Origin of the sequence: Bradyrhizobium sp. WSM471, from assembly GCF_000244915.1 — a bacterium.
Classification (GTDB): domain Bacteria; phylum Pseudomonadota; class Alphaproteobacteria; order Rhizobiales; family Xanthobacteraceae; genus Bradyrhizobium.
In genome coordinates this window covers 3,418,062-3,436,724 of record NZ_CM001442.1, presented here as the reverse complement: position 1 = coordinate 3,436,724, position 18,663 = coordinate 3,418,062, and the positions used below count along the sequence as shown (strand labels likewise).

Below are 18,663 nucleotides of genomic sequence, written 5' to 3'. Positions count from 1 at the left end.
CGCTATTCGCTCCGGCTCGCCAGCGCGTTCACGGCCGCGACCGTGATCGCGGAACCGCCGAGGCGGCCTTCGACGGTCAGCGCGGGGACCTTCCGATCGGCCATCAGCGCCGCCTTGGACTCCGCGGCGCCGACGAAGCCGACGGGACAGCCGATGATCGCCGCGGGCCGCGGGCAGTCCCGGTCCTCCAGCATGTTGAGGAGATGAAACAACGCGGTCGGCGCGTTGCCGATCGCCACGATTGCGCCGTCGAGATGCGGCCGCCACAGCTCCAGGGCCGCAGCCGAACGGGTGTTGCGCATCGACTGCGCGAGCGCGGGAACAGTCTCGTCGCCCAGGGTGCAGATGACGGCGTTGGCGGCGGGAAGCCGCGCGCGCGTAATTCCTTCGGAGACCATGCGCGCGTCGCACAGGACCGGTGCGCCCTTCTGCAACGCCGCGCGCGCGGCGACCGCCATGCCTGATGTGAAGCGGATATGCGCCTCCAGACCGACCATGCCGGCGGCATGGATCATCCGCACCACGACCTGCTCCTCGTCCGGCGTGAAGCGCGCAAGATCGGCTTCGGCCCGGATGGTCGCAAAGGACTGCCGGTAGATCGCCGCGCCGTCGGTCTCGTAACTGTACGGCATCAGTGCCCTCCCATCAGGATGGAGGGATCTCGGACGATGTCGTCGCGGTTCAGCCCACGCAGGATGGGCTCATCGCGTGTCGACCCACCGCGCACGAGATCGAAGCCCGCGCCGGTCGCGACCAGAGTGATGGCAGCGGGACCGGAATGGGCGCAGCCCTTGGCACAGCCGGAGACGTGGAGCCGTGCGGCCGCGCCGATGTTCGGGGCCAGGGCCGCGGCAAGGCCACGGGTATCGGCATGCGCCTCGCGACAGCGTGGCGCACCGCTGCAGGCGATGACGCGCAGCGCAGGGTCGTAGGCCTCGGTGATGAGACCGGTCGCGTTCGGCATCGCGCGCTTGCCTTCGCTCAAAACCATCCGCCATGGCGTCATGCGCAGCGCATGCCCGCAACCGGCGAACTGGTTGAGCGTTGCATACGCCATCTGTCCGAAGGCGACCCCGACCATCGCACCTTGCGCATAGAGGCCGGGACGCGCCGCGGCCATGATCGGCGCCGGCTCGGCCTCGCCGCGCAATGCCGCCGACAAGATTGCACCGGTTGAAAGATGCGCCGCCATCCGCCCTCGCCCGCCTCTGGCGCCGCCTGAGGTCACGAACCAGTCGGCGAACGCGAGCGCGGTGGTCACGGCCTCGCCGCGCGCGACGGAGCGGCCAAGCTTGTCGCCATCAGCCCGCACCAGCAGTCCGCCGGAACGATCGCGCTCAATCCGCACGTCCGCGGAATCTCCCGCAAGTACGCGTGAGGTGCCGTCATCGATCGCGAAGCCGAATTTGGTTGGAAGTTCGAGCGTGCTATCGGCGAGCGCCTCCTCGAGTTCGGCGGCGAGCGATTGGGTCGTGTCCCCGGCACGCCAGAACGGCGTCACAAGGATGTTGCGACGGGATTCGGTGTCGGCGTCCGGGTCGAGCAGCGCCAGTTGCGAAAGGCCGTCGAGCAGCAGCCTGTGGCTGGTCTCGTTGACGCCCCTGATCTGGAGATTGGCCCGGCTGGTCACGTCAATCAGGCCGTTGCCATGGCGTTCGGCGAGATGGGCCAGTCCGGAGATTTGCGCCGCATCGAGCCGTCCGCCGAACGGACGCACGCGGACCACGAGCCCGTCGCCCGATTGCATCGGGCGCAGCGCGCCGGGACACCAGCCCTTGACCACGGAAGCGCTCATGACGCCTCCCGCAGCGCAGCCGCAATCGAATTGCGGCGCGTTCGCCAGAGCGAGGCCTCATGCAGGCGCGTGAAACACGTCTCCATCGCGGCGAGTGCCGCCGGATTTTCGCGGGCCATGAAGGCACGAACGTCGTCATCGCCGAGCGTCGCATCGTAGTAGAGGTCGAACAGATGCGGCGGCACCGCGCCGGCCAGATGCGCGAAGGCGGCCATGTGCTCGAGCGTTGCGGTGATCTCGGCCGCCCCGCGAAAACCGTGGCGCATCATGCCGGCGATCCAGGCCGGATTGGCCGCGCGCGCGCGGACGACACGGGAGATTTCTTCGGTCAGCGTACGCGCATGCGGCTGCTCGGCGCGCGTCGCATCGAGATGATAGAGTGATGGCTTCGCCGCGCCGAGATGTGCTGCGGCCGCCGCAATGCCGGCTTCATGCGCTGCATAGTCGGCCGCGAGCAGAAGATCGGTTTCCGGCAAATCCTGCACGTGAACAAAAGCATCGGCGGATGCGAGCCGCTTCTCGATACCCGCACGATCGAGCTTGATTTCGCCATTGGCCGAGAACGCCCATGACGATGCCGAGAGCCACGCTTCGCCGGCGGCCTCGCGCGTCTCGGGCGTGAAGGCGTCCGGGATTGCCGAGAGACCCACGCCGTATTGTCCGGGACGCGGCGCGAACACGCGCGATATGCGATGGCGATATGGATTTTCGTCGCCCTCGTCCTCGCGCGTCGACAGCGCCTCGGCTGCCGCTTCGAACAATTGCGCAAGGCCTGAGAAGACGTCGCGAAACAGGCCCGAGACGCGCAGCGTGACGTCGATGCGGGGCCGACCAAGCTCGGCAGGCGCGATGATGTCGTAGCCGGTCACACGGCCCGACGCGTGATCCCAGCGGGGCGCGAGGCCGGCCAGATGCAGCGCCATGGCAAACTCTTCGCCCGCGGTGCGCATCGTCGCCGAGCCCCAGAGATCGACGACAAGGCCCTTCGGCCAGTCGCCATGATCCTGCAGATGACGGCGGAGCAGCTCTTCCGCGAGCTTGATGCCTTGCGCATGCGCGGACGGCGTTGGCACCGCGCGCGGATCGACGGCAAAGAGATTGCGTCCCGTGGGCAGCACGTCCTGGCGGCCGCGATAGGGTGAGCCTGACGGCCCCGGCGCGACGCGCTGTCCTGCAAGCGCGACCCGCAAAGCGTCGCGTTCCGCTTCACCGCAGGCGCCGCGGCCGAACACGTGCAGGCCGTCGCCGAACTGGCTTTCCTTGAGATCGCAGACGAAGCGGTCGATCCGCGGAATCGCTTCGGCCGGCGCGGCGGCTGCATCGAGGCCAAGATCGTCTTCAAGGCCTGCCGCGCGCGCCTCGTCGCGGATCGCGGCGATCAGACGCTGGCGGCGGGCGGGATCGAGGCCATCGGCCGTCGAGTACTCGTCGAGGAGCTGTTCAAGCCTGCGCAATCCGTCTGGCACCGCTGATGCCGCGAGTTGCGGCGGCAGATGTCCGATGGTGACGGCACCCAGGCGCCGCTTGGCCTGCGCGGCCTCGCCGGGATCGTTGACGATGAAGGGATAGATGACGGGCAAATTGCCGATCAGGGCTTCCGGCCAGCACGCCTGCGACAGCGCCACGGATTTTCCGGGCAGCCATTCCAGCGTGCCGTGCGCGCCCATGTGCACGACGGCATCACAGCCCTGCTCCCGGAGCCAGAGAGAGAACGCGACATAGGCGTGGCGCGGCGTGCGGGCGAGATCGTGATAGTCGGCATCGCGCGTGGTCGCATCGCCACGCTCCGGCTGAACCGCAATGATCGACCGGCCGCATTGAATCGCGGCGAAATGGAAGGCGCCGTCGCGACAACCCGGATCGGTCTCCGGCGCGCCCCAGGCTTGCGCGAGATCATCCTGTAACACTTGCGGAAGGCGCGAGAGTGCCGCGCGGTAATCGGCGACGCTCCAGTTCAAGGTCTGCTTGAGCAACCTCTCGCCGAGTCCGTGGACCGGCGCGACATCGAAGCTGGCTTCCGCGAGGTCGGACACCAAAGCCTCGACCGACGCCAGCGCATCGAGACCAACCGCATGCGCGATCTGATGCGGGCGGCCCGGATAGTTGGAGAGCACGAGTGCCAACCGCTTTTCAGCAGCCGGCGTCTCCGCAAGGCGCCGCCAGGCCGCAACGCGCGCGGCGACAGCGTTGACGCGCTCCGCGTCGGGCCTGTGTGCCAGATGCGAAAATTGCAAATCGGGATCGCGCATCGCCGCCGATTTGAAGCTCACCACGCCCGCAAAGAGGCGGCCGTCGACCTCGGGCAGCACCACATGCATCGCGAGGTCGCCGGGCGAGAGGCCGCGGAGCGAGCTCGCCCAGTCCTCGCGGCGTGCCGTGGAGAGCGCGACCTGGAACACCGGGCAGGACGCGACATCGAACGGCGTCGTGCCGTCGTCGCCCATCGCCGAGAACGCCGTCGCATTGACGATCGCGGCCGGCGGATTTTGCGCAAGATACACCCGCAACCAATCCGCGACCCCCGCGGCTTTCAGCGAGGTGACGAACACACCAAACGCGTCGAACCCTTTCTCGCGCAATGCGGCGATCAGGGCATCGACCGGGCCAGTGTCCGCGGCCGTGAGATAGGAGCGATAGAAGATCACCAGCGCGCGCGGCCTGCCCTCACCCGACGCCGGCGCGGCAATGACACCGCGCGCCGGATCGTAAAAGCCCATCTCGGGCACGGTCATCTCGCCGATAACAGGTCCCGCATAGAGGCCCGAGGCCAACGCAAGCTGAGCGATCGCGGCTTGCGCCGCGACAGGGCCGCCGGTGTCGCAGAGCACCTTGAGCCGCCGCAAGGTCGAGACCGGCAGGGTCGAATATGCATCCAGTCGCGTGTCGTCGCGGCCGTCGGCCGGCAACACGGCCAGCACGATGCCGCGCTCCTTCACCAGTTGCTGCAGCGCCGCGAGCCCATACGGCCAGTAGGATTCCCCGCCGATCAGACGCACGAGGATGCCGCGCGCCTGCGCAAGCGTGCGCTCGATGTAGGTGTCGACCGAGAGCGGATGACGGAGTTCGGCGAGATTGACGAGGCGTAGCGACGGCAGGCTGTCGCGGCCCCGGCGCCAGCCGGCCGCGAACGCCGCCAGATCGGAATCCGAATACGAGAGCACCACGAGATCGGCCGGGTCCTGGCCGATGTCCCTTGGTGTCGCAGTCTCCTCGAGACCGCGGCTCTCGCGGAAGACGACGTGCATCAGATACCGAGTCCCGCCTTGATCGCGGCTTCATCAATGTTTCCGTGCTCGCCGATCACGACGAGCTTTGACTGCCTCGCACCCATGCCCCAGGGCTTGTCGAACTGGTGTCGCACGCGCTCGCCGACCGCTTGCAGCAAGAGGCGCATCGGCTTGCCTTCCACCGCGATGTATCCCTTGACGCGCAGGACGTTCTGCTCGCGCGCCAGACGCTGAACGGATGCGACCAGCGTGTCGATATCGGTCACCTCAGGAACATCAATGACGACGGATGCAAAATCGTCGTGCTCGTGATCCTCCTCGCCGTCGTGATGCGAGGGACGCGCGGCGAGATCGTTCTCGGCGGCAGCGCCGAGGCCGAGGATGAGGCGGGCGTCGATCGCACCGTCGGTGATCGCCAGCATCGGCACGCGGCGCGGCATCTCGGCGGTGATCGCCGCCTTGGCTGCTTCGAGGCCTGCCGCGCCCGCAAGATCGGCCTTGGTCAGCAGCACGATGTCGGCGCAGGCAATCTGGTCCTCGAACACTTCCGACAGCGGCGTCTCATGGTCGAGATTGCCGTCCGCCGCGCGCTGCGCCTCGACGGCGTCAGGGTCGGGCGCGAAACGGCCGGCGGCGACAGCTTCGGCGTCGGCCAGCGCGATCACGCCGTCGACCGTGATGCGCGAACGGATCTCCGGCCAGTCGAATGCCTTGAGCAACGGCTTGGGCAGCGCCAGGCCCGAGGTCTCGATCAGGATGTGATCGGGCCGCACCGACCGCGACAGCAGCTTCTCCATGGTCGGAATGAAATCGTCGGCAACGGTGCAGCAGATGCAGCCATTAGCAAGTTCGATGATGTTCTCTTCCGGACAATTCGCATCGGCGCAGGATTTCAGAATCTCGCCATCGACGCCCTCGCTGCCGAACTCGTTGACGAGCACCGCCAGCTTCTTCCCGTTGGCGTTGGCAAGCAGATGCTGGATCAGCGTGGTCTTGCCGGAACCGAGAAAGCCCGTGACGACCGTGACCGGGACTTTTGCGAGCGAATTCATTCGGCGGCCTCCGGCACGACGGCCAAGGGGAGAATGGGGGGAATGGGGGGAATGCGGGCAAGCGATTGCTTGCGGAAGATCTCCGGGCGGCTGCGCCATGGCACGAGGCCGTCGGGTGCGGCCACATAGGCCGCGGCGCCCGCGACCACGTCGCTCGCATTCGCATCCGACAGACGGCCATAGACATAGGACCAGCGGCCGGGCGCGCTGAGCGCGACCGAGCAACCCTGGTTGCACGCAGACAGGCATTCGACGGGAACCACGCTGACGCCGTCAGGCACGCCGGCCTCGAGGATCGCACCGTGCAGGCGCTTGCCGGGCGTCGTCTCGCCCTCGCCAAGCGTCTGGCCGGCGCGGCAGGTGATGCAGACATGAAGTGTGACGGTCATCGCTTCTTCCAGAATAAACAGCGGGAAGCGAAGAGGCCCACGAACCGTTCTTGCGAAGGCCCGTTTCCCCGTCGCGGAACACCCCGTCCGCCGGTCCAAAATCGTCCGCGCTGGCAGGTCTCCCGGCTTCCGGAGCAGGGTTTCCCCTTCGATCCCCGCCTTCCCGATCCCGTAGGGGATCAGTGGCTTCGGGCATCTCTCCGGTCACGGTCGCGGGGGCGGCTGCATTTTGGAACCAAATCTTGCCGATTCGGACCCTATCGCATTCCCTCTTCGCCTGTCGTAGGACAGGAACCAACGCCGGGTCACCATTTGCCCCCGACCGCCTCTTGTCAAGCCGAAGGACCCCGTCCGATGACGTCAGAACCGGATACCCAGACGGCCGACGAAACCGACGCCCGCCACGCCTCGAAAATGGCGAAGAAGAAGGTCGCCCGCGACAAGATCATGGCGACCAAGAGCGGCGAAAAGGGCCTCATCATCGTCCACACCGGCGCCGGCAAGGGCAAGTCGTCCTCGGCCTTCGGCATGATCGTCCGCTGCGTCGCCCATGGCTTCCCCTGCGCGGTCGTGCAGTTCATCAAGGGCGCCTGGGATACCGGCGAGCGCCGCATGCTCACCGGCCATTTCGGCGACCTCTGCCAATTCCACGCCATGGGCGAGGGTTTTACCTGGGAGACGCAGGACCGCGCTCGCGACATCGCCGCCGCGCGCGCCGGCTGGGAGAAGGCCAAGGAGCTGATCCTCGACCAGAATCTCCGCATGGTCGTGCTCGACGAGATCAACATCGCGCTGCGCTACGATTATCTGGACATCGCCGAGGTCGTCGATTTCCTGGTGACCTCGAAGCCGCCGATGACGCATGTCGTGCTCACCGGACGCAACGCCAAGGACGAGCTGATCGAGATCGCCGATCTCGTCACCGAGATGACGCTGGTCAAGCATCCCTTCCGCTCCGGCATAAAGGCGCAAGCCGGCGTCGAGTTCTAAGAAACTCGCGATGGCGCGCGCATTGATGATCCAGGGGGCCGGCTCGGACGTGGGCAAGTCGCTCATCGTTGCCGGCCTCGCGCGCGCCTTTGTGCGACGCGGCCTGCGCGTGCTCCCGTTCAAGCCGCAGAACATGTCGAACAACGCGGCCGTCACCGTCGACGGCGGCGAGATCGGCCGCGCCCAGGCACTCCAGGCGCTGGCCGCTCGCGTCGAGCCGCACACCGACATGAATCCGGTGCTGCTCAAGCCCGAGACCGATGTCGGCGCGCAGGTGATCGTGCAAGGGAAACGCCTCGCGACCGCGCGCGCGCGCGAATATGCGGCGATGAAGCCGTCATTAATGGGCGCGGTGCTGGAGAGTTTTGAGCGGCTGAAAGCGCGCGCCGATCTCGTGCTGGTGGAGGGCGCCGGCAGTCCGGCCGAGGTGAACCTGCGCAAGGCCGACATCGCCAACATGGGCTTTGCGCGCAAGGCCGATGTGCCGGTCGTGCTGGTCGGCGACATCGACCGCGGCGGGGTCATCGCGCAACTCGTCGGCATCAAGACGGTGATCGACCCGGATGATGCCGCGATGATCCGGGGTTTTATCATCAACAAGTTCCGCGGCGATCCCACATTGTTCGACGACGGCTACAGACTGATCGAAGAAAAGACCGCATGGCGCGGCCTCGGCGTGCTGCCCTGGTTCGCGCGCGCCGGCGAACTGCCGGCCGAGGATGCGCTGGGCCTGAGCGATGCGCGCAAGCCGGGCCAATGCAAGATCGCCTGTCTCGCGCTGTCGCGGATCGCCAATTTCGACGATCTCGATCCTCTGAAGCTCGAGCCCGGCGTCGATCTCGTGATGGTGCGGCCGGGTGAGGCCATTCCCGGCGACGTGCGCCTCGTCATCATCCCCGGATCGAAATCCACCCGCGGCGATCTCGCCTTCCTGCGCGCGCAGGGCTGGGACATCGATCTCCTGGCGCATCACCGCAGAGGCGGCCATGTGCTCGGCCTCTGCGGCGGCTATCAGATGCTCGGGCGCAGCGTCACGGATCCCGACGGGATCGAGGGCCCCGCGGGCGACACAGCGGGTCTCCGGCTTCTGGATGTCGCGACGGTGATGAGCCCGCAGAAGACGCTGACGCGTGTCGCGGCCGTGCATGCCGCGACGGATCAACCGATCGAGGCTTATGAAATCCACATCGGGCGCACCGATGGGCCGGATCGCGCGCGGCCATTCGCAAGGCTGAATGGCGAACCGGAAGGCGCGATCTCGCGCGACGGACGCGTGCAAGGCAGCTATCTGCACGGCCTGTTCACGTCGGATGATTTCCGTAAGGCCTTTTTGGCGAAGCTCGACATTCCCGCCGGCGACGAGCCCTATCACGCCAGGGTCGAGAGCGCGCTCGATGCGCTCGCCGATCACATCGAGCAACATCTCGACGTCGACGGCCTGCTCGCGCTAGCGCGCTAGAGCCTCGGCCAGGCGCGTCCATTCGGATTCGCTGCCCGGAAGCCCGAGGCGCAGCCATGTCGGCTCCCGCCCGAACACGCGCGACCAGATGTGGCGACGCGCCAGCTGCTCCTGTGCGGCAAGCGCGTCAGGCGTCCCGTAAAGACGAAACAGCTGCGTCCCGCCAATGACCGTCAAACCTTGCGACTGCACCAAGCCGTCGAGGCGAACGCAGTCTCGCACGAGCCGCGCGGACGTGGCCTCGGCCCAGGCATCGTCACGCAGAGCGCGGCAGCCGATCGCGATCGCCGCTCCCGAGACCGGCCAAGGCCCCGACATCGATGCGAGCCTGGCGATGTCGGACGAATTGCCGAGCGCGAAGCCGAGCCGCAGGCCGGCAAGGCCGTAAAACTTCCCGAAGGAGCGCAGGATCAGCAGCCCCGGCCGGTCCTCGGATGCAAGCGATAGCTGCGGGGCCACATCGGCAAAACTCTCGTCGACGACGAGACGGCCGACGCGCGGCAGCAGCGCCAGCAAATCCTTTGGTGCGTAGCATCGGCCATCAGGATTGTTGGGATTGACGACAATGGCGAGATCCGCGCCCGCCAGCGCGTCGAGTTCCCCGACCTCCTGGACTTCCCAGCCCGCCCCCGAGAGGACCCCGGCATATTCGTTGTAGGTCGGCGCGAGGATGCGCGCGCGGCCGGGCGGCGCGAGCTGCGGCAGCAGTTGAATCGCGGCCTGTGCGCCGCCAAGCGCGACAACCGCCGCGCTCGTGCCGTAGGCGTGCCGCGCCGCCTGATGCAGCGCCTCGATCTCGGCGCGCGACGGCAACGCGCTCCACGCGCGCGAGCTCACCTCGCCCACGGGATAAGGCAGGCGGTTGATGCCAGTCGACAGATCGATCCAGTGCTCCGTGGGGCCACCGAAACGCTGCTGGGCCAGATCGAGATTTCCACCGTGCTCGCGCATGCGCTGTTCTTTCACGCGAAGGCCAGGATCGCAAGGACACCGGCGAGCAGCAGCATGGCGCGGCGGTAAACCGTCAATCCCCGATCGATGTCGGCGGCAAGCGGATCGCGCGCACCTTCATTCAGCCAGGGCTCGTTGGTGGTGCTGCCGTGATAGATCCGCGGACCGCTGAGCCGCACACCAAGCGCGCCGGCCATGGCGGCTTCCGGCCAGCCGGCATTGGGCGATCGATGTCGGCGTGCGTCCCGCGTCATGCACGACAGCGCCTCTGATCGCCGTGGCGCCAGCAGCACGAACAGACAGCCGGTCAGCCGCGCCGGAATGAAATTGGCGACATCGTCGATGCGCGCCGCGGCCCAGCCGAAAGCTTCGTGGCGCTCGGAGCGATGGCCGATCATGGAGTCCAGCGTGTTGATCGCCTTGTAGCCCAAAATGCCGGGCAAGCCGAACAGCGCGCCCCAGAACATCGGTGCGACGATGCCGTCGGATGCATTCTCGGCGAGGCTCTCGATCGCCGCACGAGCAATCCCGGCCTCGTCGAGCGCTGCGGGATCGCGGCCGACGATGCGCGAGACCGCCTCGCGTGCGGCGACGGTGTCACCGGCCCGCATGGGATTTGCGACGGCAGCCACGTGGTCGTGCAACGAACGCAAGGCGACCAGCGGCCAGGCCAGGACGCCGACCAGCACGATCTGGATCCAGCCCACGGCAAGCAAGGACTGAAGCGTCCAGCCGAGCGCGACGGAGAGCGCGATCACCACGAGCGCACCGGCGAGACCCGCGGCGCGGCGGAATGCCGGCGTATCGGACGGCCGATTCCAGGCAGCGTCGATGGTAGAGATCAGCCGGCCCAGCCAGGTGACAGGATGGCCGATGTGCGCGAACAACCACGACGGCCAGCCCAACAGGGCATCCACCGCCATCGCCACCGCCATCGCACCCGCAAAACCCACACCCGTCTCCTGTCCCGCCCCTGTTGCGCAAAGGGTGGCCGAAGCGCAAGCCCCCGGCTGGCGGATTTCGGCTTTGTTTTTGGCCGCGTTTGGTGATTAGTGCAGGCCGAGAGGAGACTTTATGGCGGTCATTTTGATCACCGGCGGAGCACGGTCGGGCAAGAGCAGGCGCGCGGAAATGCGCGCGCGCGCCTTACCCGGGCAGCTGGTCTATGTCGCGACGGCCGAGGCGCTCGATGCCGAAATGGAGGCGCGCATCGCGAGGCATCGCGCGCGCCGCGGAACCGACTGGATCGAACGCGAAGTGCCGCTCGATCTCGTCCCCGCGCTGGTCGCAACCGATGGCGGCGGCGCGCGGCTCGTCGATTGCCTGACGTTGTGGCTCTCCAACCTCATGCATGCGGAGCGCGATTGGGAACGAGAGGTGAGCGAGCTCGTCACCGCCCTGCCCCGCCTTAAGAGCCCCGTCGTCTTCGTGACCAACGAGGTCGGCCTTGGCATCGTGCCTGACAACGCGCTGGCGCGGAGCTTCCGCGACGCCGCCGGGTTCATGAACCAGGCCATCGCGGCCGTTGCCGACGAGGTCGAGATCGTCGTCGCGGGCCTGCCGATGAAACTGAAATGATGCCGCGCGACGAATTCTTGCGAGACGTCATCGCCGATCTCAGAACGGCGGCATCGTTCGTGACGATCCTCCCGGTCGCTCCTTCGAAGCCCGCGGCCGACGGCGCCATCGCGCGCGCGACCTGGGCCCTGCCCGTCGCGGGACTGCTGGTCGGCCTTGCCGGCGCCTTGGTCTACAAGGTCGCCAGCCGGTTCGGTCTGGCACCGAACCTTGCCGCCCTGCTCGCGCTGGCCGCGACCGCCCTCATCACCGGCGCGCTGCACGAGGACGGCCTTGCCGATACCGCCGACGGGCTCGGCGGCGGCCGCACGCGCGAGCGCAAGCTCGAGATCATGCGTGACAGCCGGATCGGCACCTATGGCGTCTGCACGCTGATCCTGTCCTTCGGCCTGCGCTGGAGCGCGCTCGCGGCGATCGCCAATCCGTGGGCAGTCGCGCTCGCGCTGTGCGCTGCGCACACTGCGGCCCGCGCGGGGTTGCCGGCCTTCATGTCGCAGGTCGCGCCTGCACGACCTGACGGCTTGTCGGCGAGCGCCGGATCACCGCCGGGCCGCAGCGTTGCGATCGCATTCGCTCTTGGAACCCTCGCGCTCACGCTCGCGCTCGGGCCGGGCAAGGCGCTGGTGAGCCTGATCCTGCTCTCCCTCGCCGGCCTGATGCTGGCGCGACTTGCCATCCGCCAGATTGGCGGGCAGACCGGCGACATCCTCGGCGCGTTCGAGCAGACCGGCGAGATCCTGATCCTGCTGGTTGCCGCAGCTGTCCAGATCGGAGGGTGACGCGATGGTCGAGTTCGACGACATTTTTCGCCAGCACTTGCGCGAGCTGTTCGTGTGGCGCCGCGACGTGCGCCGCTTTCGCGCTGATCCGTTGCCTGACGGCGCCATCGATCGCCTGATCGAGACGGCCTGTCTCTCACCCTCGGTCGGCCTCAGCCAGCCCTGGCGCTTTGTCATCGTCGACGACGCCGCACGGCGTCGCGCCGTGATCGACGACTTCAAAGCGTGCAACGCCGACGCGCTGAATGCCTATGCTGGTGAGCGCGCAGCGCGCTACGCCACGCTGAAACTGTCGGGTCTCGAACAGGCCCCCGGCCACCTCGCCGTGTTCGCGGACAAGGCCAGCGACACCGGTCACGGCCTCGGCCGCGCGACGATGCCGGAGACGACGGAATATTCCGTGGTCGCGGCGATCACCGCGATGTGGCTGGCCGCGCGCGCCGACGACATCGGGCTTGGCTGGGTCTCGATCCTCCATCCGGATCGCATCCACGCCATTCTCGACGTGCCCGACACCTGGAAATTCATCGCCTATCTCTGCATCGGCTATCCCGAGATCGAATGCGACCGGCCCGAGCTGGAACAGGCGAAGTGGGAGCAGCGGCGGGGCGCGGAAGAATTCACGCTGCGGCGTTAATCAGGCCACGCCGGAGATCCGCTGCGAATGAGCAGTCACAAACGCATTTTTTCATCAATTGTGGATGCCGGCTGTTCGGGCTAAAGCATCGGGTTGGGGCAAACCATCATGCAAAGACATCCATGACCGAACGGCCTTCCGCTCTCGCGGTGGATCGCCGCGGGTTCATTCGCCTTGCCAGCACGACCGCCGCGGGCTGGCTGGCGCTCGGCGCGACATCTGATCGCATGCGCGTCGTCGCATCGCTGACCGCATTGCCGCTCGACGACGAACTGACCAGAAGGAGCATGATCGACAGCCCGACCTCCCGCCTGGGTGGCCTCATCGTGGGCTTGAGGCAGCGAGGCTGGGTCGAAGGCGTCAATTTCCGCCTTGAGCTCCGTTCGACCTTCGGCGCGCCGGATAGACTGAAAACCGCGGTTCAGGAATTGCTGGCGCTCAAGCCGGATGTGATCCTGACCGGCTCGACGATCGAAACCGCGGCCGTCCTCGAAGCCACGAAAACCATCCCGATCGTGTTCGCGACCGCCAACGATCCCGTCGGCAACGGCTTCGTCGAAAGCCTTGCCCGTCCCGGCGGCAACGTGACCGGCTTCACCAACAGCACCGCCGAGATGGGTGGCAAATGGCTTCAGCTCATCCGGGAGGCCGTGCCGGATCTTGCGCGCGTCGGCATCCTGTTCAACCCGGCGACCACACCTCGCGGCGGCCGCTTCTTCCTCGATTCCATCGAACAAGAGGCAGCACTGTCCGGCGTGTCCGTGGTCCCCGCCCCCGTCAGCGCGCCGACGGAGATTGACGAAGCCGTCAGGCGCTTTACCGAACCGCCCAAGGCCGCGATGATCGCGCTCGTCGACAGCTTTCTGGTGGTCAACCGGCAGGCGATCATCGCGGCAACCGCGAAATACCGCGTGCCCACGATTTACCCGTTTCATTATTTCATGGATGCGGGCGGGCTGATGAGCTACGGGCCGACGCTCGAAGTGCGTTCGGCCGACTATGTCGATCTCATCCTGCGCGGCACCAAGGCCGGCGATCTGCCGGTGCAATCGCCGCGGAAATATGAGCTCCTGATCAACCGCACGGTCGCCCGCACGCTGGATTTGACGCTCCCATTCACGCTGCTCGCGCGCGCCGACGAGATCCGCGAGTGAACGAGACGATCGACCAGGGAGATTTGCGGCCGCCTGCCGGCCGGCTGTTCCGCAAATACCTCTACTCGATCGTCGCGCTCGCTTCTGCCGCGCTCGCCATCAACACCGGCTTCGACGTCTGGTTCTCCTATCGCGAGCAGAAGCAGCTTCTGGCGAGGACCCAGCGCGAGCAGGCAGCAAGCGCCGCGATCCAGATCGGCCAGTTCATTGGCCAGATCGAAAACCAGATCAGGTGGCTCTCGCGCCTGCCCCCGGAGCTGTCCACGAACGAGGACCAGCGGCTGAACGCCATCCGCCTCCTGCGTCTCTCGCCCGCGATCGCGGAAATCGCCGAGCTCGACGCCCAAGGCCGCGAGCAGGTGCGCGTGTCGCGCCGCGTCGCGGACAGGATCGGCAGCAAGGCCGACCTCTCCGCCTCGCAGGCCTTCCGCGGCGCCAATGAAAGCCGCGCCTATTACGGACCGGTCTACTTCCTCGGTGACACCGAGCCGTTCATGACGCTCGCCACGCGCGGAACCGGTCTCACGCCCGATGTGATTGTCGCCGAGGTCAATCTTCGCTTCATCTGGGACCTCGTCGCCGGGATCAGGGTCGGCAACACCGGCAAGGCCTATGTGGTCGATCGGATGGGGTTGTTGATCGCGCATCCCGATCTGTGGCCGGCGTTGCGTCGCAGCGATCTCTCCGGCCATGCCGACGTCCGCGCCGCGCTCGATGGCGTCGGGCCCCCCTCGGGCGGCCTGGTCAAGGAGGATCTGTCCGGTCAACGCGTGCTGTCGACCTATGCGACGGTCCCCTCGCTGGGCTGGCTGGTGTTCGTCGAGCTGCCGCTCACCGAAGCCTATGCGCCGATCTATGCGTCGATCGGACGCTCGACTTTTCTCCTGGTCATCCTGCTGGCATGTGCGGTGCTGGTCTCTCTTTTTCTGAGCCGGCGTATGACCGTGCCGATCCAGATCCTGACGCAGGGCGCGCGGCGGATCGGCAGCGGCGACCTCGGCCTGCGGCTCGCGATCAGGACCGGCGACGAGCTGGAGGCGCTCGGCGATCAGTTCAACCGGATGGCCGCTCACTTGCGCGAATCCTATGCGACGCTCGAGCGCAAGGTGATCGAGCGCACCTCCGAACTGGAAAGGACCCGCGACCAGGCCCTTGCCGAGCACGATGCCGCCGAGCGCGCGCGCAGCGCGGCGGTCGCAGCCAACGAGACCAAATCGCGCTTTCTCGCGGTCGTCAGCCACGAGCTACGAACGCCGCTGAACGGCGTCATGGGCGTGCTGCAAACGCTCGACGACGGCAGCCTCGGCGAAGTGCAGCGGCGCCACCTCACGACCGCGGCCGCGTCGGGCGAAACGCTGATCGCGCTGGTCGACGGCATCCTCGAATATGCGCGCCTGGAGGCCAGCGCCGAGACTCTTGAGACCCGCGATTTCCGCCTCGACCAGCTCATCGAAGCGGCCGCCGATCTGATGCGTCCGCAGGCCTCTCACAAGGGCCTGACCTTCGATCTCGCCTGCGATGCGACGATCAACACCTCCGTGCATGGCGATCCGGTGCGGCTCAATCGCATCCTGCTCAATCTGATCGGCAACGCGATCAAGTTCACCCCGCGCGGCGTCATCGGCTTGAGCGCGGCCGCCGAGGCACATGACGATCATGTCCTGCTGCGCATCACCGTTCGCGATACCGGCATCGGCATCGCGCCCGACATGCACGAGCGGATTTTCGAGGATTTCGTCCAGGCCGACGACAGCATCGCGCGGCGGTTCGGCGGCACCGGCCTTGGACTGGCGATCGCGCGGCGCCTCACCCGCCTGATGTGCGGCGAGCTGACGGTGGCGAGCACGCCGGGTACGGGCAGCTCGTTCATGCTTGAGGTCCCGCTTGGCCTCGCCACGACCGACATCGCGCAAGGCGCGGTTCAGCCGCCATCGCGGCAGCTTCGCGTGCTGCTGGTCGACGACGACCCCGTCAATTGCGAGGTCGGTGAAGCGATGTTGAAGAGGCTCGGCCACCACGCCACCATCGCCACGAACGGCGCGTCGGCCATCGCACACGCGCGCGACCAGGCGTTCGATGTCATCCTGATGGATCTGCACATGCCCGACATGGACGGCGTCGAGGCGGCATCGCGGATCCGAACGCTCGATCTGCCGACCATGCCGCGCATCATCGCGGTAACCGCCGACATGTCGCGCCGCGCCCGCGAGCGGCTCGCGGGGGCAGGCATTGCCAAGATCGTCAGCAAGCCGATCCTGATCAATGCGCTGCGCGAGGCGATCGAGGACGATGCCCAGAACCAGCCAGCGGCGGCGCAACTCGCCGCAGGCGCGTTGATCGACCGGCATCTCCTCGATGACCAGAAAGAGCTGCTGGGCGCGGCGCAGATCGCAAAACTCCACGACCTGCTGGAACAGACCAGCGAAAAGCTGGTCGAGGACATCGCCAAGGCAGCAGTGATTGGCGATGCCACGCAACTCGCACGCTGCGCGCATCAACTCGGCAGCGGCGCGAGTGCGCTCGGCTTGGTCCGCTTGTTCGAGCGCTGCCGTGAGGTCGAGCTGGCGGCGGTCACGATGTCCACGCCCGAATGCCAGAGTGCCGCCCGCGAGCTCGCCGCGCTTCGAAAGGCCTCGATGAGCGCGCTGGACGATCTGCTCCGGCCGGCCTAAGAGCCTTCGGTCACTGGACTGAAATACAAGATGATCGGAGGCGCCGGTGCGCGCAAGATATCTCGCCATTGTTCTCATGCTGCTCGCCCCTGCCGCGCGCGCCGAGGTCGAACAGTTTCCGGCCGGCTTCAAGACTAAAACCATCGCGGCCAACGGCACGCAGATTCATGTTCGCGTCGGCGGTCAGGGGCCTGCCGTGATCCTGATCCACGGTTTTGGTGATACCGGCGACATGTGGGTCAAGCTCGCCGCTGACCTCGTGCGCGACCACACCGTTGTCGTGCCTGATCTGCGCGGTATGGGCCTCTCGAGCAAGCCCGACAATGGCTACGACAAATGGACCCAGGCGGCCGACATGCGGGCCGTTCTCGCAGCGCTCGGCATCGAAAAGGCCGCCGTCGTCGGCCACGACATCGGAACCATGGTGGCCTATGCCTACGCGGCCCGGTATCGCGACCTGACCGAGAAGCTGATCGTCATGGATGCCCCGGTGCCCGGGGTGCCGCCGTGGGACGAGGTGGTGCGCAGCCCGCAGCTCTGGCATTTTGATCTCGGAGGCCTGGACATGGAGCGGCTGGTCAAGGGCCGCGAGCGCATCTACCTCGACCGCTTCTGGAATGACTTCGCGGGCACGCCCTCCAGGATCGCGGAAGCGACACGCCGTCATTACGCGGAGCTCTATGCGCGGCCGGGCGCCATGCGTGCTGCGTTCGCCCAGTTCAGGTCGATCCGCACCGACGCCGAAGACAATAAGAAGGCGATCGCGACCAAGTTGACCATTCCCGTGCTGGCTGTCGGGGGCGAAAAATCCTTCGGTGCGACAGAGGCCGTCGTGATGCGAAACGCCGCGACTGACGTCACCGAATTGGTCATTCCGGACGCCGGTCATTGGCTGATGGAAGAGCAACCGGCGGCGACCGTGCAGGCGATACGCCAATTTCTCGATACCAAAAAATAGAGCAGCGAGCCGCGCGGAGCCGACATATCTCGGCTCGGTCCTTCCGCGCGGGTCATTTTAATCGGCCCGACGCTTCATCCTCCCGCCCAAACCGCTCGACCAGGAAATCAATGAACAGCCGCACTTTCACCGACAGATGCCGGGTCGGCGGATACACCGCATAGAGCGCAAGCGGCGGCGCAGAAAAATCGTCCAGCACCGTTCGCAGCTCGCCCTTCCTCAAGGCATCGGCGGCGATGAACTCCGGGAGCAGCGCGAGCCCCCTGCCCTTGATTGCGACATCACGCAGCACTTCGGCATTGTTGACGCAGAGCGACCAGGCCGGCTGGATCCAGTGATCGCCATCGGTGCCGGTGAGCTTCCACTGATTGCCCGTAAGCAGGAAGCCGTAGGTGAGCGAGGCATGTTCGCGCAGATCCTGCGGATGTTTCGGTGTGCCGTGACGTGCGAGATAATCGGGCGAAGCGCAGATCATGCGCGCCACCGGCATGATTTTACGCGCGATCAAACTCGAGGATTCCAATTCGGCGATCCGCAAGGTCACGTCAAAGCCGTCCTGGACGGGATCGAGCAGATCGTCGCTGAGCACGAGCTGGAGCTGCAGCTCCGGATATCGCGCCATGAAATCGGCAAGCACCGGCCCGAGCCGCAGAGTGCCGAACGACATCGGCGCGTTGACGCGCAACAGGCCGCGCGGCGCCGACTGGGCTTGCGCCACGGCCTGGTCGGCAGCCTTGATCTCCGACAGGATGACGACCGCGCGCTCAAAATAGCGCTGGCCGTTCTCGGTCGGGCTCGCATGGCGCGTGGTCCGATTCAGGAGCTGCACGCCGAGGCTTTCTTCGAGGTCGGCGATGTATTTGCTGATCGCGGAGCGCGACAGCCGCAACTGCCGGCCCGCCTCGGCAAAACTGCCGCTTTCGACCACCTTTACGAAGGCCCCGAGGCTGGCGACCTTATCCATGGGCTGCCTCGGCTGATTGTTTCCAAATCGTAGACATAGACGTCATATTTGCATGGAT

The 18,663-nt window shown here is 66.7% G+C and carries 16 protein-coding genes and 1 riboswitch; of the genes, 8 read left to right on the top strand and 8 right to left on the bottom strand.

Translation table 11 applies throughout. The features are described from left to right. Nucleotides 1-2: 2 nt before the first annotated feature. The 5 genes from BRA471DRAFT_RS14955 to BRA471DRAFT_RS14935 are packed head-to-tail and all read right to left on the bottom strand — an operon-like array spanning nucleotide 3 to nucleotide 6,463. A complete protein-coding gene (locus BRA471DRAFT_RS14955; RefSeq protein ID WP_007608518.1) occupies nucleotides 3-632 on the bottom strand; it encodes a precorrin-8X methylmutase in 630 nt (209 codons plus the stop codon). Further along, a complete protein-coding gene (gene cobG / locus BRA471DRAFT_RS14950; protein ID WP_007608516.1) occupies nucleotides 632-1,795 on the bottom strand; it encodes a precorrin-3B synthase in 1,164 nt (387 codons plus the stop codon). Before cobG ends, BRA471DRAFT_RS14955 begins: the two co-directional genes overlap by 1 nt. Beyond that, nucleotides 1,792-5,040 carry a cobaltochelatase subunit CobN gene (gene cobN, locus BRA471DRAFT_RS14945; protein WP_007608515.1) on the bottom strand — a complete coding sequence of 1,083 codons (3,249 nt, stop codon included), beginning with the start codon at nucleotides 5,038-5,040 and terminating at the stop codon, nucleotides 1,792-1,794. Before cobN ends, cobG begins: the two co-directional genes overlap by 4 nt. Then, on the bottom strand, nucleotides 5,040-6,074 hold the full coding sequence (gene cobW, locus BRA471DRAFT_RS14940; RefSeq protein WP_007608507.1) for a cobalamin biosynthesis protein CobW: 1,035 nt from the start codon (nucleotides 6,072-6,074) through the stop codon (nucleotides 5,040-5,042). The genes cobN and cobW overlap by 1 nt, the downstream gene beginning before the upstream one ends. Then, a complete protein-coding gene (locus BRA471DRAFT_RS14935; RefSeq protein WP_007608505.1) occupies nucleotides 6,071-6,463 on the bottom strand; it encodes a DUF1636 domain-containing protein in 393 nt (130 codons plus the stop codon). Before BRA471DRAFT_RS14935 ends, cobW begins: the two co-directional genes overlap by 4 nt. 94 nt (nucleotides 6,464-6,557) lie before the next feature. Next, nucleotides 6,558-6,777, bottom strand: a riboswitch (cobalamin riboswitch). A gap of 40 nt (nucleotides 6,778-6,817) precedes the next feature. Here BRA471DRAFT_RS14935 and cobO point away from each other — a divergent pair. Then, nucleotides 6,818-7,453 carry a cob(I)yrinic acid a,c-diamide adenosyltransferase gene (gene cobO / locus BRA471DRAFT_RS14930; protein ID WP_007608503.1) on the top strand — a complete coding sequence of 212 codons (636 nt, stop codon included), beginning with the start codon at nucleotides 6,818-6,820 and terminating at the stop codon, nucleotides 7,451-7,453. A 10-nt stretch (nucleotides 7,454-7,463) separates the two neighbouring features. After that, nucleotides 7,464-8,912 (top strand): cobyric acid synthase, encoded by a 1,449-nt coding sequence (locus BRA471DRAFT_RS14925; RefSeq protein ID WP_035973970.1) that lies wholly within the window; start codon nucleotides 7,464-7,466, stop codon nucleotides 8,910-8,912. Here the strand turns inward: BRA471DRAFT_RS14925 and cobD are convergent. Next, nucleotides 8,901-9,863 (bottom strand): threonine-phosphate decarboxylase CobD, encoded by a 963-nt coding sequence (gene cobD, locus BRA471DRAFT_RS14920; protein ID WP_007608499.1) that lies wholly within the window; start codon nucleotides 9,861-9,863, stop codon nucleotides 8,901-8,903. The two genes, BRA471DRAFT_RS14925 and cobD, sit on opposite strands and share 12 nt — an antisense overlap. Nucleotides 9,864-9,874: 11 nt before the next feature. After that, nucleotides 9,875-10,816, bottom strand: a complete 942-nt coding sequence (cbiB, locus tag BRA471DRAFT_RS14915; protein ID WP_007608494.1) for an adenosylcobinamide-phosphate synthase CbiB — start codon at nucleotides 10,814-10,816, stop codon at nucleotides 9,875-9,877. 121 nt (nucleotides 10,817-10,937) lie between these two features. On the opposite strand from cbiB, the gene cobU reads away from it, so the two are divergent. The 6 genes from cobU to BRA471DRAFT_RS14885 all read left to right on the top strand — a co-directional run bounded on the left by cobU (nucleotide 10,938) and on the right by BRA471DRAFT_RS14885 (nucleotide 17,641). Beyond that, nucleotides 10,938-11,441 (top strand): bifunctional adenosylcobinamide kinase/adenosylcobinamide-phosphate guanylyltransferase, encoded by a 504-nt coding sequence (gene cobU / locus BRA471DRAFT_RS14910; protein ID WP_007608490.1) that lies wholly within the window; start codon nucleotides 10,938-10,940, stop codon nucleotides 11,439-11,441. Then, nucleotides 11,438-12,220, top strand: a complete 783-nt coding sequence (gene cobS, locus BRA471DRAFT_RS14905; RefSeq protein ID WP_007608489.1) for an adenosylcobinamide-GDP ribazoletransferase — start codon at nucleotides 11,438-11,440, stop codon at nucleotides 12,218-12,220. Before cobU ends, cobS begins: the two co-directional genes overlap by 4 nt. Nucleotides 12,221-12,224: 4 nt before the next feature. Then, on the top strand, nucleotides 12,225-12,857 hold the full coding sequence (bluB, locus tag BRA471DRAFT_RS14900) for a 5,6-dimethylbenzimidazole synthase (RefSeq protein ID WP_007608488.1): 633 nt from the start codon (nucleotides 12,225-12,227) through the stop codon (nucleotides 12,855-12,857). 122 nt (nucleotides 12,858-12,979) lie between these two features. After that, entirely contained in the window at nucleotides 12,980-14,011 is a 1,032-nt protein-coding gene (locus BRA471DRAFT_RS14895) for an ABC transporter substrate-binding protein (RefSeq protein ID WP_007608487.1), read from the top strand. Further along, complete coding sequence (locus tag BRA471DRAFT_RS14890; RefSeq protein ID WP_007608486.1) at nucleotides 14,008-16,683, top strand: hybrid sensor histidine kinase/response regulator; 2,676 nt, start codon at nucleotides 14,008-14,010, stop codon at nucleotides 16,681-16,683. The genes BRA471DRAFT_RS14895 and BRA471DRAFT_RS14890 overlap by 4 nt, the downstream gene beginning before the upstream one ends. A gap of 76 nt (nucleotides 16,684-16,759) precedes the next feature. Beyond that, nucleotides 16,760-17,641 carry an alpha/beta fold hydrolase gene (locus BRA471DRAFT_RS14885; RefSeq protein ID WP_035973967.1) on the top strand — a complete coding sequence of 294 codons (882 nt, stop codon included), beginning with the start codon at nucleotides 16,760-16,762 and terminating at the stop codon, nucleotides 17,639-17,641. A 52-nt stretch (nucleotides 17,642-17,693) separates the two neighbouring features. On the opposite strand, the gene BRA471DRAFT_RS14880 is transcribed toward BRA471DRAFT_RS14885, so the two are convergent. Then, complete coding sequence (locus BRA471DRAFT_RS14880) at nucleotides 17,694-18,605, bottom strand: LysR family transcriptional regulator (protein ID WP_007608484.1); 912 nt, start codon at nucleotides 18,603-18,605, stop codon at nucleotides 17,694-17,696. Nucleotides 18,606-18,663: the final 58 nt, after the last annotated feature.

Bases quoted from the DNA above. Each gene is read 5' to 3' on its own strand.
- BRA471DRAFT_RS14955 (WP_007608518.1), bottom strand. From the start codon at position 632: ATGCCGTACAGTTACGAGACCGACGGCGCGGCGATCTACCGGCAGTCC.
- cobG (WP_007608516.1), bottom strand. From the start codon at position 1,795: ATGAGCGCTTCCGTGGTCAAGGGCTGGTGTCCCGGCGCGCTGCGCCCG.
- cobN (WP_007608515.1), bottom strand. From the start codon at position 5,040: ATGCACGTCGTCTTCCGCGAGAGCCGCGGTCTCGAGGAGACTGCGACA.
- cobW (WP_007608507.1), bottom strand. From the start codon at position 6,074: ATGAATTCGCTCGCAAAAGTCCCGGTCACGGTCGTCACGGGCTTTCTC.
- BRA471DRAFT_RS14935 (WP_007608505.1), bottom strand. From the start codon at position 6,463: ATGACCGTCACACTTCATGTCTGCATCACCTGCCGCGCCGGCCAGACG.
- cobO (WP_007608503.1), top strand. From the start codon at position 6,818: ATGACGTCAGAACCGGATACCCAGACGGCCGACGAAACCGACGCCCGC.
- BRA471DRAFT_RS14925 (WP_035973970.1), top strand. From the start codon at position 7,464: ATGGCGCGCGCATTGATGATCCAGGGGGCCGGCTCGGACGTGGGCAAG.
- cobD (WP_007608499.1), bottom strand. From the start codon at position 9,863: ATGCGCGAGCACGGTGGAAATCTCGATCTGGCCCAGCAGCGTTTCGGT.
- cobU (WP_007608490.1), top strand. From the start codon at position 10,938: ATGGCGGTCATTTTGATCACCGGCGGAGCACGGTCGGGCAAGAGCAGG.
- cobS (WP_007608489.1), top strand. From the start codon at position 11,438: ATGATGCCGCGCGACGAATTCTTGCGAGACGTCATCGCCGATCTCAGA.
- bluB (WP_007608488.1), top strand. From the start codon at position 12,225: ATGGTCGAGTTCGACGACATTTTTCGCCAGCACTTGCGCGAGCTGTTC.
- BRA471DRAFT_RS14895 (WP_007608487.1), top strand. From the start codon at position 12,980: ATGACCGAACGGCCTTCCGCTCTCGCGGTGGATCGCCGCGGGTTCATT.
- BRA471DRAFT_RS14885 (WP_035973967.1), top strand. From the start codon at position 16,760: ATGCTGCTCGCCCCTGCCGCGCGCGCCGAGGTCGAACAGTTTCCGGCC.
- BRA471DRAFT_RS14880 (WP_007608484.1), bottom strand. From the start codon at position 18,605: ATGGATAAGGTCGCCAGCCTCGGGGCCTTCGTAAAGGTGGTCGAAAGC.